Origin of the sequence: Streptomyces sp. NBC_00289 (genome assembly GCF_041435115.1) — a bacterium.
In the GTDB taxonomy this organism is placed as follows: Bacteria; Actinomycetota; Actinomycetes; order Streptomycetales; family Streptomycetaceae; genus Streptomyces.
The window spans coordinates 6,695,144-6,710,063 of sequence record NZ_CP108046.1; the positions used below are offsets into that span (position 1 = coordinate 6,695,144).

General features: G+C 70.6%; 12 protein-coding genes and 2 tRNA genes. 8 read left to right on the top strand and 6 right to left on the bottom strand.

Going from position 1 to position 14,920, the window contains the following annotated elements; translation table 11 throughout:
- Positions 1-112: 112 nt before the first annotated feature.
- Positions 113-1,345 carry an ROK family protein gene (locus tag OG985_RS30370; protein WP_371671534.1) on the bottom strand — a complete coding sequence of 411 codons (1,233 nt, stop codon included), beginning with the start codon at positions 1,343-1,345 and terminating at the stop codon, positions 113-115.
- A 458-nt stretch (positions 1,346-1,803) separates the two neighbouring features.
- Here OG985_RS30370 and OG985_RS30375 point away from each other — a divergent pair, with 458 nt between their 5' ends.
- On the top strand, positions 1,804-2,391 hold the full coding sequence (locus tag OG985_RS30375) for a biotin transporter BioY (protein WP_371671535.1): 588 nt from the start codon (positions 1,804-1,806) through the stop codon (positions 2,389-2,391).
- Positions 2,392-2,510: 119 nt separating this feature from the next.
- Here the strand turns inward: OG985_RS30375 and OG985_RS30380 are convergent, their stop codons facing one another.
- A complete protein-coding gene (locus OG985_RS30380) occupies positions 2,511-3,233 on the bottom strand; it encodes a hypothetical protein (RefSeq protein ID WP_371671536.1) in 723 nt (240 codons plus the stop codon).
- Positions 3,234-3,490: 257 nt separating this feature from the next.
- On the opposite strand from OG985_RS30380, the gene OG985_RS30385 reads away from it, so the two are divergent.
- Positions 3,491-5,809, top strand: coding sequence for a serine/threonine-protein kinase (locus OG985_RS30385; protein ID WP_371674537.1), 2,319 nt, complete (start codon positions 3,491-3,493; stop codon positions 5,807-5,809).
- A gap of 82 nt (positions 5,810-5,891) precedes the next feature.
- On the opposite strand, the gene OG985_RS30390 is transcribed toward OG985_RS30385, so the two are convergent.
- On the bottom strand, positions 5,892-7,340 hold the full coding sequence (locus OG985_RS30390; RefSeq protein ID WP_371671537.1) for an amino acid permease: 1,449 nt from the start codon (positions 7,338-7,340) through the stop codon (positions 5,892-5,894).
- Between the two features lie 205 nt (positions 7,341-7,545).
- Between OG985_RS30390 and OG985_RS30395 the strand changes: the two genes are divergently transcribed.
- Entirely contained in the window at positions 7,546-8,031 is a 486-nt protein-coding gene (locus tag OG985_RS30395; RefSeq protein ID WP_371671538.1) for a ribose-5-phosphate isomerase, read from the top strand.
- A gap of 68 nt (positions 8,032-8,099) precedes the next feature.
- Positions 8,100-8,909: an Fpg/Nei family DNA glycosylase gene (locus tag OG985_RS30400; RefSeq protein ID WP_371671539.1), complete on the top strand. Its 810-nt coding sequence runs from the start codon at positions 8,100-8,102 to the stop codon at positions 8,907-8,909.
- Positions 8,910-9,109: 200 nt separating this feature from the next.
- Here the strand turns inward: OG985_RS30400 and OG985_RS30405 are convergent, their stop codons facing one another.
- The gene (locus OG985_RS30405; protein WP_371671540.1) at positions 9,110-10,339 is read right to left on the bottom strand and encodes a GNAT family N-acetyltransferase; all 1,230 of its coding nucleotides are present in this window, start codon (positions 10,337-10,339) and stop codon (positions 9,110-9,112) included.
- Positions 10,340-10,500: 161 nt separating this feature from the next.
- Here OG985_RS30405 and OG985_RS30410 point away from each other — a divergent pair, with 161 nt between their 5' ends.
- Positions 10,501-11,682, top strand: a complete 1,182-nt coding sequence (locus OG985_RS30410) for a PP2C family protein-serine/threonine phosphatase (protein ID WP_371671541.1) — start codon at positions 10,501-10,503, stop codon at positions 11,680-11,682.
- A 49-nt stretch (positions 11,683-11,731) separates the two neighbouring features.
- Positions 11,732-12,244: an HD domain-containing protein gene (locus tag OG985_RS30415; RefSeq protein ID WP_371671542.1), complete on the top strand. Its 513-nt coding sequence runs from the start codon at positions 11,732-11,734 to the stop codon at positions 12,242-12,244.
- A gap of 20 nt (positions 12,245-12,264) precedes the next feature.
- Here OG985_RS30415 and OG985_RS30420 read toward each other — a convergent pair whose 3' ends face one another.
- Positions 12,265-13,485: an acyltransferase family protein gene (locus tag OG985_RS30420; RefSeq protein WP_371671543.1), complete on the bottom strand. Its 1,221-nt coding sequence runs from the start codon at positions 13,483-13,485 to the stop codon at positions 12,265-12,267.
- Positions 13,486-14,075: 590 nt separating this feature from the next.
- On the opposite strand from OG985_RS30420, the gene OG985_RS30425 reads away from it, so the two are divergent.
- Entirely contained in the window at positions 14,076-14,270 is a 195-nt protein-coding gene (locus OG985_RS30425; protein ID WP_371671544.1) for a hypothetical protein, read from the top strand.
- A 149-nt stretch (positions 14,271-14,419) separates the two neighbouring features.
- Here the strand turns inward: OG985_RS30425 and OG985_RS30430 are convergent.
- Positions 14,420-14,490: transfer RNA gene (locus tag OG985_RS30430), tRNA-Gly, on the bottom strand.
- Positions 14,491-14,656: 166 nt separating this feature from the next.
- Between OG985_RS30430 and OG985_RS30435 the strand changes: the two genes are divergently transcribed.
- Positions 14,657-14,733, top strand: a tRNA-Pro gene (locus OG985_RS30435).
- Positions 14,734-14,920: the final 187 nt, after the last annotated feature.

Sequence of the window (14,920 nt, forward strand, 5' to 3'; positions counted from 1 at the left end):
GAACGTCAGCGCGTCAGCGGTGTCAGCAACAGAGGGTGCGACAGCTCGTGAGCAGCATGAACATGATGTTCCCGGTCTCTCGTGGGGCCTGTCAACATTCGGAGTTTCTGAATTAAGTCGGCTGAGGTGAGGAGCCCAGAGGATCCCGGAACAGCATGTCCAGAGCGACCGATCCACCGGCTGTCGCCAATACGGAATCGGCGAAACTCGTCGGCGAAACCGACGCGGCGCGCTCCGGCCCGACCGATTCCCGCAACGCGGCCAGGCAGTCCGCCCGGTACATCGCCCCGATCTCCGTGACGACGACCGTCTCCGGGTTCAGGATGTCGAGCAGCAGCGCCGCCGCCCGCCCCACCATCCGGGACCGGTCCACCAGCAGCCGCGCGGCCACCGGATCGCCGGCCGCCGCCGCCTCCAGCACCCGCATCGGGTTCACCCCGTCCGTGACGCCCGCCTCGCGGGCCCGCCGGCACAGCGTCCGCTCGCTCAACTCGACCTGGAGGCAGCCCACGCGCCCGCACACGCACCGCTGGGTGCCGCCACCCAGGGGCAGATGGGCGATCGCCCCGGCCTGCGAACGGGGACCGTGGTGCACCTCGTCGTTGGTCGCGAACGCCGCGTCGACCATGTTGCCGACGAACAGGTGCAGCACGCTCCGGCTGCCCCGGGCCCGGCCGAACAGGCGCTCCGCGTTGACCAGCGCCCGCGCGTGCCCGTCCACATGGACCGGCAGCCCGGTGCGCGCGCCGAGCGCCTCGCCCACCGCCACGTCCCGCCAGCCCAGCAGCGGATGCTCGACCACGGTCCCGGAATCCCGGTCGACCCACCCGCCGGCGGCCACACCGACGCCCAGCGGCCGTCGGCCGGGAGCCCGGGCCAGCAGCGCCGCCAGTCCGTCGGCGGCGCGCTCCAACACCCACCCGGCATCGGTCCGTTCGTGCTTCAGCTGCCGCTCCGCCACCACCCGCCCGCGCAGATCGAGCAGCGCGACCGTGGTGTAGGGGACGGCGACATGGATCCCGCCCACCACGAACCGAGAGTCGTCCAGGTCGACGGGAAGGTGCGGCCGGCCCACCCCGCCGGAGCGGTGAGGCGCGGCGGCCTCGCGGATAAGCCCGAGCCGCGTGAACCGGGCGCAGTAGTCCGTCACCGACGCCGGGGAGAGGCCGGTCAGCCGGGCGATGCCGCTGCGCGCGACGGGTCCGTGCTCCAGCACGGACCGCAGCACGACGCTGGCACTGGTACGGCGCCGCTCGCTGTCGGCCGCGCGGGGCACGGGAGAGGAGGCGCCGGTGGAGTGGGCGCGGGAAGCAGGGGTGAAGGGAGGTGCCGCGGCATGGGGCATGGAGGTCATCCTCGGGAACGGGTCCGACACTGCGCCGTCTCGTGAGGGGAGGCGCGCCGGAGCCGCCTCACCCGGAGCGGCGACAGGCGGCCGTACCCACGCGTCGCAGGTCGACGTGGCGACGCGACGAGAAGTTCCGGGCCTGGGCAACCATGCGTTCGAAGCTAGCAAAACGGTCGAGCGCTGCCCAGACGGTGACCGACGGGCGAGACGGCCTCCGGAAACGGTGAGAACCCGTTTGGTGAGAACCTACAGACGCCGTCCCCACCCGTGCGTACGCAAAACCACTTCACCTCCGTGACCGGTATCACGCCGTACTCGGTGTGGAGCCCCATCATTGTCGGAAGCCCACCAAGCCCGCGTTCCAGCCTTTGTCGAGCGCTGACCATGATCGGCCCGAGGGCGCTGGGATAGCGTCGCCGTGTCCCTACGTGCCCACACCCACCCGCGGAGTCCCCATGAGCACCGCCGCCGTCGCCCCCGCCAGCACCGGGCAGGTCCTCGCCGACCTGATCCCCGTCTCCCGTGTCCGGGACGTCGCGCTCGTGCTCGGCGGCGCCGCGCTCACCGGCCTCGCCGCCCAGATCGCCGTGCCCGTGCCCGGCTCCCCGGTGCCGGTCACCGGCCAGACCTTCGCCGCGCTGCTCGTCGGCGCCGGCCTGGGCGCCGGCCGCGGCTTCCTCGCGCTCGCCCTGTACGCGCTGGCCGGAGTCGTCGGCGTGCCGTGGTTCGCGAGCGGCACCTCGGGAGCCGGCGCCGTCTCCTTCGGTTATGTCCTCGGCATGATCCTCGCGTCCGCCGCCGTCGGCGCCCTGGCCCGCCGCGGCGCCGACCGTTCCGTCCTGCGGACGGCGGGCACCATGCTGCTCGGCGAGGCGATCATCTACGCCGTGGGCGTGCCGTATCTGGCCGCCTCCGCCGGCCTGTCGGCGAGCGCGGCGATCGCGGCCGGCCTCACCCCGTTCCTGCTCGGCGACGCCCTGAAGGCGGCCCTGGCGATGGGCGTGCTGCCCACCGCCTGGAAGCTCGTGCGGAAGCAGTCGTAGACGTCGTCCCTACATCTGTGACGGTCGTCCGTACGGCTGTGACGGTCGTCCGTACGGTTGTGACGGCGGAGGCGTGACCCGGCGGGAGCCGTCGGGTCACGCCTCCGGTCTTTTGTGGCTCAGGCCTCCCGCTGCGCCGGCCGGCGCAGCGACCACCAGAGCCCGGCGGCCCCCGCCGTCAGCAGTGCCGCGCCCGCCATGCCCAGCGGCAGGACGTCACGCCCGACACCGGTCTTCGGCAGCGCGTCGCCGCCCGGCCCCACCGGTGTGTTGTCGGTACCGAGCAGCAGCGGTGTGGCCGGGGCGTTCGGCGACGGGTTCGTCGTACCGAACGGAACCGGACCCTGCTGCCAGTACGTCTTCTTCCCGTCGCCGGTCTGCACGGGCAGACAGATCTTCCCGGTCTTTCCGAGATCGAATGTCGCGTCCACCGGGTACGACTTCGACTTGCCGGCCGCGAGATTGTCGATGGGGCAGGAGAAACCGCTGTTCGAGCCCTCCGGCAGATTCTTTTTGGCGATCGGAGAGCAGCCTTGAACGTTCTTGACCGTAAGGCCGTCGAAACCGACGACCAAAAGCCGGATCTTTCCGCTGTCCTTGGTCCCCTCGTTCTTCACCGTGGCAGTGGCCGCCGTCTTTTGCGAACTGTTGTCGACGGAGATCTTCTCCGGCAGCAACGTGGTCAGCTCGACGCCCGCCGGCGCCTCGTCGACGGCCTTTCCCCCCTTGCTGCTCCCGGGCCCCTGGTCGTCCGCGCCGGCGGTGGCGGAAAAAATCATCACCAGCGAGAAAGATGCCGTGACCAGCGACCCCGCGATGGTCGTCGTACGACGAGAACTCATGTTCGTCCCCCTTGGCTGCGCCTGAATTCGCAGTACTTGAAGAGGTACCACAAGATTTCTCCGCACTATGCTGGTACGGCCTGAAGTGTGACCATTGTGTTCCAGTCGGGACGTTGTCGTGGCGTTGTGGGGCGTGGAGATCGTCGAGGGGGTGCAGCGGATTGCCGGGGAATACGGGAAACACGAGGAGCGGTGGCGTTCCAGGGTTACTGGTGACAGGGCGCTATCGATTGGTCGAAAGTATCGGCCAGGGGGGAATGGGGCGGGTGTGGCGAGCCGCCGACGAAATGCTCGACCGGCCGGTCGCCGTCAAGGAGATGCGCATAGACGGCCTCGACGCGGAGGACGCCCGCACCCGCCGGGAACGCACCCTGCGCGAGGCCAGGGCCTCCGCCCGCATCGACCATCCCAACGTGGTGCGCGTGTACGACGTCGTGGACGAGGGCGAACGCCTGTGGATCGTCATGGAGTTGATCGCCGGCCGCTCCCTCGAAGGGCTGCTGGCGGAGGACGGACCGCTGGGCCCGCGCGAGGCCGCCCGCATCGGACTGGGACTGGTGGAGGCACTGCGCCAGGTGCACGCGCGGGGCGTCCTGCACCGCGACATCAAGCCCGGCAACGTCCTGGTGGAGCACGGCGCGCGCCGGATCGTGCTCACCGACTTCGGTATCGCCGCCATCCAGGACACCACGGCTCTCACCATGGTCGGCATGCTCGTCGGCTCGCCCGACTACATGGCTCCCGAGCGCGTCTCCGGACGCCCCCAGGGCCCGCCGTCCGACGTCTGGTCGCTGGGCGCGACGCTGTGCGCGGCCCTGGGCGGCCGCTCGCCGTTCTCCCGCGGCACCACACTGGCGACCTTGCACGCGGTCCTGTACGAGGAGCCCGAACTCCCTTCCACCGCAGGTCCGTTGCGCGAGATCCTTGCCGCGCTGCTGGAGAAGGAGCCGTCGGTCCGCCCCTCCCTCGACGACCTGCGCACCACCCTGCACGACATCGCGTTCCCGCCCCCGACACCCACGCTGCGGGTGGGAACGGAGACAGCGTCCGGGAACGCGGAGAACCATGGGCGCACGGAGGCGGACGGGGACAGGGCGACTGACGGGCACTCAGAGGGATCCGAGCGCTCCGAGGCCCCGGGGAAGCGGGGGATTTCGGATCTCCCGGAGACCCGGCCTGCCCAGGGCTTTCCGGTAGCACTCCGGCACGTGGAGACCCAGGACGTGGCCCTTCCCCGTCCATCGGTGCCGGGGGAGTCCCTCACCCCGGGCGACGGAGAAACCCGGGTCATACGCACGATCCGCGACCCCAGGCGGCCCGCATCCCCACCGCGGCCCGAACCGGAGCCAGGGCTCGAACCGGGGCCGGCGGACGGACCCGGAACGGGTTCCGGGACTGGAACGGGTTCCGGGACAGAAGCCGGCCCGGGGCAGGGTCCGGGTCCGGGTCCCCGAGCGGGAGACGGAACCGGTCAGACTCCCGGTCCTGGTGCCGTGCCCGAACGCGACGCGGTGCCCGGAGCCGGTCCCGCACAACAGCGCGCTCCCGACCCCGCGCAGCGCCCCGCTCCCAACTCCACCCTCACCACCAGCTCCACCCACATCACCGATTCCGCCCCCGCCGATGCCCCCGTCCGCGACGCACCGCCGCCCTCACCGGCCACCCCGGCCACCCCGGCCACCGCGTCAACGCTGTCGGCCCCGCCCACCCCGGCACTCCCGCCCACCCCGACCACCCCCGCGCTCCCGCCGACCCCGTCCACTCTCCGCGCCCCCAACGCCTCCACCGAGGCGGCCTCGGAACCGCGGTCGGAGGTCGGGCCCATGCCCCACCGGGCGGTCGTCTCACTGTCCCGTGCCGAGGCGTTGACCGAGCGGCGGCCGGTGCCCGCGGCGGCGCGGGGCGGGATGCCGCCGGGCGAGTTGCCCGGTCCCGCGGTTCCGGCCGGTCGCCGGCGCGGCCGGCGCCGGACCGGCCTGGCCGTCGCGGCGGGTCTGGTCGTCGTGGCGGTGGTCGTCACGATCGTCCTCACCGCGAACTCCGGGGCGCCCGACGACAACCGGGCGGGCGCCTCGACGTCTTCGGCCACGTCCGCGACCACCCCGGCGGGCAGCCCGTCGTCCACCGTCGAGGGCACCTCGAGGCCGCAGACCCTGCCGCCGGGTACGCACCGCGAGGCGGGCGGGTTCGCCTGGGCGACGCCCCGGGGCTGGCGCCGGGACGTGCAGACGGGAGCGGAGGTCCACTACACCTCGCCGGACGGCAAGCAGGAACTCGCGGCCAAGTCGTCTCTGGCCCGAGGGGACCTGATGGACACCTGGCGGACCTCGGAACAGAACGCCCGCCAGGGGCGGGACTACCACAAGGTCCGCCTGGAGGAGACGACGTTCCGTGGCCGTCAGGCGGTCGTCTGGGAGTACACGTTCACGCTCCAGGGCGTCCCCTGGCACGCCCGTCTGCTGGGCTTCAACGAGAACGGGAAGTCGTACCAGATCAACACCTGGTACCAGCCGGACATCGAAGAGCAGGCACTGGAGGTCTACGGCAAGGTGAAGGACAGTTTCACCGTCCTGTGACCGCGCCGGTACGGCGGAAAAAGGGGCGGGGGCCGGTGGTGCGTACCCGCACCACCGGCCCCCGCGGGTCCGCGTCGGTTTTCTAGCCGCGCGCCTTCAGGTCCGCCGGCCGGTCCCTGCCGACCTTCTCCTTCACCAGGGCGATGGCGATCACGACCGCCGCGACCAGCAGCGACAACAGGACGGTCTCGCGCCCGTCGTGCTCGGTGTCGGTGAGCATGTAGCCCAGCACGAAGACGATCAGGGCGGCCGTCGCCCAGGTCAGATACGGGTACAGCCACATCTTCACAACCAGCTTCTCCGGCGCCTCGGCCTGGATGATCTTCCGCATGCGCAGCTGCGAGAAGCAGATCACCAGCCAGACGAACAGGGCCACGGCGCCGCTGGAGTTGACGAGGAAGAGGAAGACGGAGTCCGGGAACTTGTAGTTGAAGAAGACGGCCACGAAGCCGAACACGACCGACGCGACGATCGCCGCCATCGGCACACCACGGGAGGTGGTCCGTGCGAACGCCTTCGGCGCGTCACCCCGCCGGCCGAGCGAGAAGGCCATGCGGGAGGCCGTGTACAGGCCGGAGTTGAGACAGGACAGCACCGAGGTCAGCACGATGAAGTTCATGATCTGGCCGGCGTGCGCGATGCCGAGGGAGTCGAGGGCGGCGACGTACGAGCCCTTCTCCTTGATCGACGGGTCGTTCCACGGCAGCAGCGTGACGACGACCAGGATCGAGCCGAGGTAGAAGACGCCGATCCGCCAGATGATGCTGTTGGTGGACTTGGTGACGGCCCGCTGCGGGTCCTCGGACTCGCCGGCGGCCAGGGTCGCGATCTCGCTGCCCATGAAGGAGAAGACGACGAGCAGCACGCCGGTGAGGATGGCGCCCGGACCGTGAGGCAGGAAGCCGCCGCTGTCGGTGAGGTTGCCGAGCCCGGCCTTGTCGCTGTCGGCACCCGGCAGCACACCGAACACCGCGAGCCCGCCGACGACGATGAACGCGCCGATCGCCACGACCTTGATGCCGGCGAACCAGAACTCGAACTCGCCGTAGGAGCCCACCGAGACCAGGTTGGTGGCGGTCAGCACCACCATCACGAGCAGCGCCCACCCCCACTGGGGCACGGAGGGAATCCAGGACTCGAGGATCTTGGCGCCGGCGGTGGCCTCCACGGCGAGCACGACCACCCAGAAGAACCAGTACAGCCAGCCGATCGAGAAACCGGCCCAGCGGCCGAGGGCGCGGTCGGCGTGCGCGGAGAACGAGCCGGACGTCGGGTTGGCCGCGGACATCTCGCCGAGCATGCGCATCACGAGGACGACGAGCGTGCCGACGAGGGCGTACGACAGGAGGATGCCGGGTCCGGCAGTGGCGATACCGGTACTGGATCCCACGAACAGTCCGGCACCGATGACACCACCGATGGCGATCATCGAGAGGTGACGGTTCTTGAGTCCCGCCTGGAGGCCGCCATCGGGTTCGCCGGGGGCTCCGGGCGCGTGACCGGCCTGGGGGAGGGTCGGCTGCGTGGTCATGGACGGAATTCCTTTGCGCCGGGTGAGCTGTCTCCCGTACGAGCGGTGTACGGGTCGGTCCAGTGAATCGGAGGCAAACGAATTCGTGAACCTTTGAATCCGGATCGTTACTTGAGGTTTGCTTGAGGTTCCTTGGTGTTGCTCGGAGTTTTCTTGGTCGGCCCCCGAGGCTGCTGCCCCGAAACAGTCGTGTCACACTCGGACCATGCGCGTGTATCTCGGTTCCGACCATGCCGGCCTCGAACTCAAGAACCACCTCGCCGAGTGGCTCGAGGCGGCCGGCCATGACCCCGTGGACTGCGGTCCGCACATCTACGACGCCCAGGACGACTACCCGCCGTTCTGCCTCCGCGCCGCCGAGCGGACGGCCGCGGACCCCGACGCCCTCGGCATCGTGATCGGCGGCTCCGGCAACGGCGAGCAGATCGCGGCGAACAAGGTGAAGGGCGTGCGTGCGGCGCTGGCCTGGAGCGAGGAGACCGCGTCCCTCGGCCGGCAGCACAACAACGCCAACGTCGTCGCGGTCGGCGCGCGCATGCACACGCAGGAGGAGGCGACGAAGTTCGTCGAGACCTTCCTGAACACCCCGTTCTCGGGCGACGAACGCCACATCCGTCGCATCGACATGCTGTCGGCGTACGAGACGACGGGCGACCTGCCCCCGATCCCGGCGCACCACCCGCAGCCGTAACGGCACGTGAAGTCCCGTCCGTCGGCACCGCGACGGACGGGCAGACGGTGGGGAAAGGACAGAGCGAGGTGCCAGAGGGGCACACGATTCACCGGCTCGCGCAGGACTACGCCTCGCGCTTCTCCGGCCGGGTCACACGGGTGACGAGCCCCCAGGGCAAGTTCACCGACGCCGCGGCCCTCCTCGACGGCCAGGCGCTGAGCACCGCCGACGCCCACGGCAAGCACCTGTTCCTGGGCTTCCGGGACGCCGACTGGATCCACATCCACCTCGGCCTCTTCGGCAAGGTCACCTTCGGTCCGGCCCCCGCGCCGCCTCCCACCGACACCGTCCGGCTGCGCCTGGCCGACGACACGTCCTACGTCGATCTCCGCGGCCCCACCACCTGCGCCCTGATCACCGACGCCGAGAAGGACGCGGTGCACGACCGCCTCGGCCCCGACCCCCTGCGCCCGGACGCCGACCCGCGGGCGGCCTACCGCAGGATCTCCCGCAGCCGTACGACGATCGCCGCGCTCCTGATGGACCAGAAGGTCATCGCGGGGGTGGGCAACGTCTACCGGGCCGAGGTCCTCTTCCGGCACGGCATCGACCCCTACCGCGCAGGCCGGGACCTCACCCCCGCCGAGTGGGAGGGGATCTGGGCCGACCTGGTCGCGCTCATGCGCGAGGGGGTCCGCCACAACCGCATCGACACCGTGCGCCCGGAACACACCCCGGAGGCGATGGGCCGCCCGCCGCGCGTCGACGACCACGGCGGCGAGGTGTACGTCTACCGCAGGGCGAACCGGCCCTGCCACATCTGTGGCGGCGAGATCCGCACCGCCGATCTCGCCGCCCGCAACCTCTTCTGGTGCCCCACCTGCCAGCGGATGTGACCGGCCGCCACCCCGGTCGCGGTCAGAAGCCGTGCGGCGGCCGGGGTGCCACCGCCGATTTCCGGTGCCCGGCCTGTCGGCGGATGTGACCGGCCGCCACCCTGGTCGCGGTCAGAAGCCGTGCGGCGGCCGGGGTGCCACCGTCGGCTTCCGGTGCCCGGCCTGTCGGCGGATGTGACCGGCCGCCACCCCGGTCGCGGTCAGAAGCCGTGCGGCAGCCAGGGCGCCACCGTCGACCCGAATCCCACCGCCGCCTCCGCCAGCGCGCCGTGCCGCAGCTCCCGCACCAGTCCGGCGGCGCCCAGCGCGGCCAGACTCACGCCACCGAGGTAGGCCGCCCCCAACTCCCGTACGGACAGGGCCAGATCCGCCGCGTCCTCGGTGCGCTCGCAGGACGCGCCCTTCGCGTCCCCGGTCAGCCGCCAACGCCCCGCGTTCCAGGGGCAGAAGGCGTCCTCGACCTCGAACACGACGTCCACCGGCGCCTGATAGGTCCGCGCCTGCAACGCGGCCCCGACGTCCACCAGCCGTACGTGCAGCGAGTCCCGAACCAGCAGCGAGCACCGCCGGATGTCGGAGACCAGGTACTGCCAGGGTTCGTCCACCGGCCGCCGCCTGATGTCGATGGCCGACGTCAGGTCGACGTCGAACAGGAACCGCCACAGCGCCGCGTGCGCCGCCGGGTCCAGCGCGTCCACGTCCTGCGCGACCACGGTGCCCTTGGGCCCCGCGGGCTCCCAGTCCGCCTTGACCCGGAAGCGCGCGTAGCCGACGACCTCGCCGTCCCGCTCCGCGACCACGCACTGCAGCGGCGAGGCCCCGTCCCGGCCGCTCTCCGGGTCGAGTACCCACAGCCGTTCCCAGCCCGGGTTCCGCGCCACCATTCCCGGCCGGCGCGACACCAGTCGCGCGTAGACCGCCTCGCACGCGTCGAGCGCGTCGACGGGCGCCGCGTACCGCAGCCGTACGTCATCGGTGCCGGCCGGCACGGTCAGCCGGACCCGGTCGGTGTCGATCCGCGCGTTCACGTGGTGCGTGGCGGCGCCGTAACCGAAGCGGCCGTAGATCGCCGGCTCGGAGGCCGTCAGCACGGCCAGCGGCTCGCCCCAGGACCGTACGTCGTCCAACTGCCGCCGCATCAGGGACCGCAGCACACCGCGCCGCCGGTGCGTGGCCGCCACGCTCACCATGGTGACGCCCGCCGCGGACACCGGGGCCCCGCCGGGCACGGTCAGCCGGAAACGGAACGCCCCCGCCGTACCCACGCACGCGTCGCCGTCCCAGACGCCGAGGGAGCGGTCGAACTGGGTGAGCCCGCGGAACGCCGCCCGTTCCTCTTCCGGCTCCGGGACCCCGCCGAAGGCACGGATCAAACTGTCGTACCACTCGTCCCATTCGTCCCGCCGCAGTACCCGCATGTCAGTCCCCATGGACCATGCTTAGCAGGGCATTGCGGGACGAGCGAAGGAATTTCGCCTTGGGGGCCGCGCCAGGGCATTCTGTGAAGTTCACTGTGAGTTGAGCCTCGGACGGGGGACAAGTGGGACCTCCCGTGCCAAGAACCTGGTCCGATGGATAGGGTCCCGAACTAATGGCAGCAGGACGAGAGCGGCGCGCGGAAGCCGACACGTTCACGGCCCGGTTGAAGATGCAGTGGCACCGGGCTCGCGTCGGCCTGCGCAGAAGTGCCGTCGACTACTTCCGCGGGGACGGTTCGGACTGGGTCGCGCTGGCCGGCCTGCTGATCACCGTCCCGCTGATCACGGCCACGACACTCGCCAACTCGGTGTGGTGTTCCCCGGCCGCGCTGGTCCTGCCCATCGTGGCGGGCGGCCTGGTGCTGCGCCCCGCGAGTCTGCTCGGTCTGTACGCGGCCGCGGCCACGGCACTGATCGTGGAGTCGGTCCAGCTGGGCCCGTATACGGAAGGGCCCTCCCGGGTCACTCCCGGTGTGGTGCTCGTGGTCGCCGCCTGCGGCTTCTTCGGCCTGCTCATCGCCCAGTTCCGCAGCCGGGTCGGTGTGCCCTGGCGGCGCGGCGGCACGATGCTGTTCGACCTCCGTGAACGCATCCGGGTACAGAGCAAACTGCCCAAACTGCCACAGGGCTGGCACCGGGAGATGGCGCTGCGGCCGGCGGGGGGCCAGTCGTTCTCCGGTGACTTCGTCGTCGCGGCCCGGACGAACGGCGGCCGCACGATGGAGGTCGTACTGACCGACGTGTCCGGCAAGGGCATGGACGCGGGCTCACGGGCGCTGCTGCTGTCCGGCGCCTTCGGCGGCCTGCTCGGTTCCCTGCCCCCGCACGCCTTCCTCCCGGCCGCGAACGGCTACCTGCTCCGCCAGGACTGGGACGAGGGCTTCGCGACCTCGATCCACCTCGTCCTGGACCTGGACTCCGGCGACTACGAGCTCTACTCCGCCGGACATCCCCCGGGGCTGCAGCTGAGCGCGGGCAGCGGTCGCTGGGAGGAGAAGGCCGCCGACGGCCCGCTGCTGGGTGTGTACGACGGTGCCCAGTTCCACCCGGTGAAGGGCTCGCTCCGCCCGGGCGACGTGTTGATGCTGTTCACGGACGGACTGGTGGAGACGTCCGAGCGCGACATCGTCGAGGGCATCGACCGCCTCACCGGCGAGGCCGACCGCTACGTTGCCGGCGGCTTCCACGGAGCCGCCTGGCACCTGATCGAGGCGGTGGCCAAGGACGTCAACGACGACCGGGCGCTGCTGCTGATCTGCCGGGAGGGCCCGACGGCCCAGGCGGCGCCTCGCTGAACCGCCCCGCCGCCGCCCGCGCGGCGCCGCGGCGGGAGACACTGGCCGCGTGACGCACACCTCTCACCTGACCCTGGCCGAAGTAGAGGCCACCGCCCGCGCCGCCCACGAGGGCCAGACCGACAAGGCCGGACGGCCGTACGCCGAGCACCTCCGGGCGGTCGCGGAGGGCGTACGGGCGCGCGGCGGCGACGACGAGCAGATCGCGGCTGCCTGGCTGCACGACGCCGTCGAGGACGACGCGCTCACCGATCAGTGGTTGCGGGAGGCCGCGCTGAGCCGTCGTACGAAGGACATCGTGCTGGCGGTCACCAAGCGGGCGGGGGAGCCACCCGAGGCGTACGCCGGGCGCATCCGCGCCACACCCGGCGCGCTCCTGGTGAAGGAGGCGGATCTCGCGCACAACGCGGACCCGGCGCGCCTCGCGGTCCTCGACGATGCCACCCGCACACGACTGACCGACAAGTACGCGCGGATGCGCGCACTCCTCGGTCTGGTGTCCGCGCCCGGCAGCGGCGCGGAGAACCGCGCGACCAGCCACGACACGCCCGCGGGTGGCTGACCGGACTCCCGCCGGAGCGACTAGGCGTCGACCTTCGCGCGCTCGACCTTCCGGCCCTCGGCCCTCCGCTCGGCCGTCTCCCGCTCGCGGGCCAGTTCGGCGGCATCCGGCTTGAAGGCCCACGCCATCCTCGGCTCCATCGCGAAATGGAAGACCCGCTGTACGGGACGGGTGCACAGCAGCGTGACGGCGGTGGCCGCGAGCAGGGTCACGAAGATCTCGCCGAGCGGCCGGTGCAGCGAGGCATGGTCGAACCAGCCCGCGAAGTCGGCGCCCTTGATCAGGAAGCCGTGCAGCAGATAGCCGTACAGCGTCCCCGCGCCGAGCGCGGTGAACCACATGGTCCGGCCCGGCACCCAGGCGAAGAAGCAGGCGGTCAGCACCAGCGAGCAGCCGAACATGGCCAGCACCATGACCGGCCCGACCCACCAGGGCGCGCCCAACTCCTGCGCGGAGTCACGGTGGTAGAACCACGCCGTGTTCATGCGCGGCACCGCCCACCAGCCGAAGGCCAGCGCGACCGCGAACACGGGCACCGCCACGATCCGCATCGAGCGCCGGCGCACCAGCCGGAAGTGCTCCGGCTTCAGGCACAGGCCGAGCACGAAGTACGGCAGGAACTGGAGCACCCGCTGGAGATCCAGGTCGTCACCGATGTCCGGCGTGATGGTCGCCAGCATGGCGACACCGAGCGCGAGCGGAAGCGGATGGCGCACCAGCTTCCAGATGGGCGTGGTCAGCCGCCAGACGAACAGCGCGACCAGGAACCAGGTCAGGTACCAGGGGTCGAGGAGGCTGATCTCCTGGTGCGGATCATGGTCGGCGAAGCGCTTGAAGAGCGAGAACGCGGTCTCGAACAGGATGTACGGCACGGCGACGCCGGTGATCAGCCGCTTGAGCCGGTCGGGTCGCAGGTCGAAGCTGCGTGAGAAGAAGCCGGAGATGATGATGAACGCCGGCATGTGGAAGCTGTACACGACCGTGTACAGCCCCTCGAGAATCCGGCTGTCCCCCTTGAGGGGCTCCCACGAGTGCCCCACGGCCACGAGCACGATCGCCAGGTACTTGGCGTTGTCGAAGAACGAGTCGCGCTGCTTGCCGGGTGTCCTCGGTCTGTCCTGCCGGTCTCGCTGGTCCTGCCGGCTCCTCGGCGAGCGCGGACTCGGCACTCCGTCCGCCGGCGACTGTGCCGGGGGGAGCGGTGTTCGGTCGTGGCCGTGCGGCTGCAGCGAGTTCGTCACAGACCCTCCCGACGGAAACCGGGGAGGAGGATCCAGGACCTCGCTGCGCGTTCGGGGGACGGGGCAGCGTGGAACATCTGAGGCACCCTAGCGTTCACTGTGGGTTTCCGTAAAACCCTCGGCGTCATTCCTGCTTATTCGCTGCGCATACCCGGGATTCAGGAAAGTCGGCCTCGCTGTGGGCGTGATGACCGACACATTGCGGGGTACTCGATCGGACCCGCGCGGACTGCCTGATTGTCATGATTCATCATGACTAAATGGTGCATAAAGTAACCATTCACCACGGGCTGCGATAAGGCCTCGATGTGCTTGTAGCGGCAATGGGAATTGCCTGCGAACGAGATGTGTGGACACCGAAACGATCTCGTTGAATTCCCTGTGCGGGTACGCCCTCGAATTGGTGTGCGGTGTGCGGTCCGAGGGTCCCCGCACCGAGGGGGCGTACCGGCGGGTCCGGCCGGGCAGGGTCAACGATGCGTCACGGGCCGCATATGCGAGCCGTGTTGGTGGCACGATGGTTCTGGCGGGGGTGCACGGGGTTGCGTCCCCGGGCCGGGAGAGCGGACCGACCGAGGGTGTGATCAGTTGTGGCCATTTCACTGTCTGTGGTGCTGCTGTTGGCGATCATCCTGGTGGTGTTGCTCCGGGGCGGTTCCCTGAAGGCGGGCCCCGCCGTGGTCGCCGTGCTCTTCGGCTTCTTCCTCGCCTCGACCGGCATGGCGGACGACATCCAGCGTTTCCTGGACTCGATAGCCGAGACGCTCAACTCGATCCAGTTCTAGGGATCGGTCCACTGCTCTCGCGCGAAAGCCGGGCGGAAGTCGAACGAAAGTCGGCCGAAACCCGGACAAGCGCCGAACAAGCGCAGGGCGGAAGTCGCACAAAGGCCTCCGGCCCGGTCCTTGGAGGGACCGGGCCGGAGGCCTTTCGGAGCGGGCGACGGGAATCGAACCCGCGTAGCTAGTTTGGAAGACTAGTGCTCTACCATTGAGCTACGCCCGCACAGGACACACCACGGTCGGGTGATCGCGGCGGTACCGAGAGCATCGTAGCGGGTCGTCCCCTCTGGTCGCACACCCCGTTTCCTCCGGGTCCGATGCCGTGGCCGGGCTCACGAAATGCGGCGGTCCCGCAGCCTGGGGGCATGTACCCTACGTGTCGCACCAGACGGGGTGTGGCGCAGCTTGGTAGCGCGTCCGCTTTGGGAGCGGAAGGCCGTGGGTTCAAATCCCGCCACCCCGACCACGGAACGGCCCACGGGCGGTTCCGACCGACGAACGGCAGTCGAACGGCCGTCCCCGGCCATCGAGCGGCTGTCATCGGCCAACTCCGGCCATCTCCGCTCGTCGTGGGCCACTCGCGCGACCACCTCGGGTGATCGCCTTTGGGGCGTGTCGCCGCTGCCGTTACTATGCAAGCTGCACGCCCGTGT

Coding starts and splice junctions, on each gene's coding strand:
- OG985_RS30370 (WP_371671534.1), bottom strand. CDS start 1,345: ATGCCCCATGCCGCGGCACCTCCCTTCACCCCTGCTTCCCGCGCCCAC.
- OG985_RS30375 (WP_371671535.1), top strand. CDS start 1,804: ATGAGCACCGCCGCCGTCGCCCCCGCCAGCACCGGGCAGGTCCTCGCC.
- OG985_RS30380 (WP_371671536.1), bottom strand. CDS start 3,233: ATGAGTTCTCGTCGTACGACGACCATCGCGGGGTCGCTGGTCACGGCA.
- OG985_RS30385 (WP_371674537.1), top strand. CDS start 3,491: ATGGGGCGGGTGTGGCGAGCCGCCGACGAAATGCTCGACCGGCCGGTC.
- OG985_RS30390 (WP_371671537.1), bottom strand. CDS start 7,340: ATGACCACGCAGCCGACCCTCCCCCAGGCCGGTCACGCGCCCGGAGCC.
- OG985_RS30395 (WP_371671538.1), top strand. CDS start 7,546: ATGCGCGTGTATCTCGGTTCCGACCATGCCGGCCTCGAACTCAAGAAC.
- OG985_RS30405 (WP_371671540.1), bottom strand. CDS start 10,339: ATGGGGACTGACATGCGGGTACTGCGGCGGGACGAATGGGACGAGTGG.
- OG985_RS30410 (WP_371671541.1), top strand. CDS start 10,501: ATGGCAGCAGGACGAGAGCGGCGCGCGGAAGCCGACACGTTCACGGCC.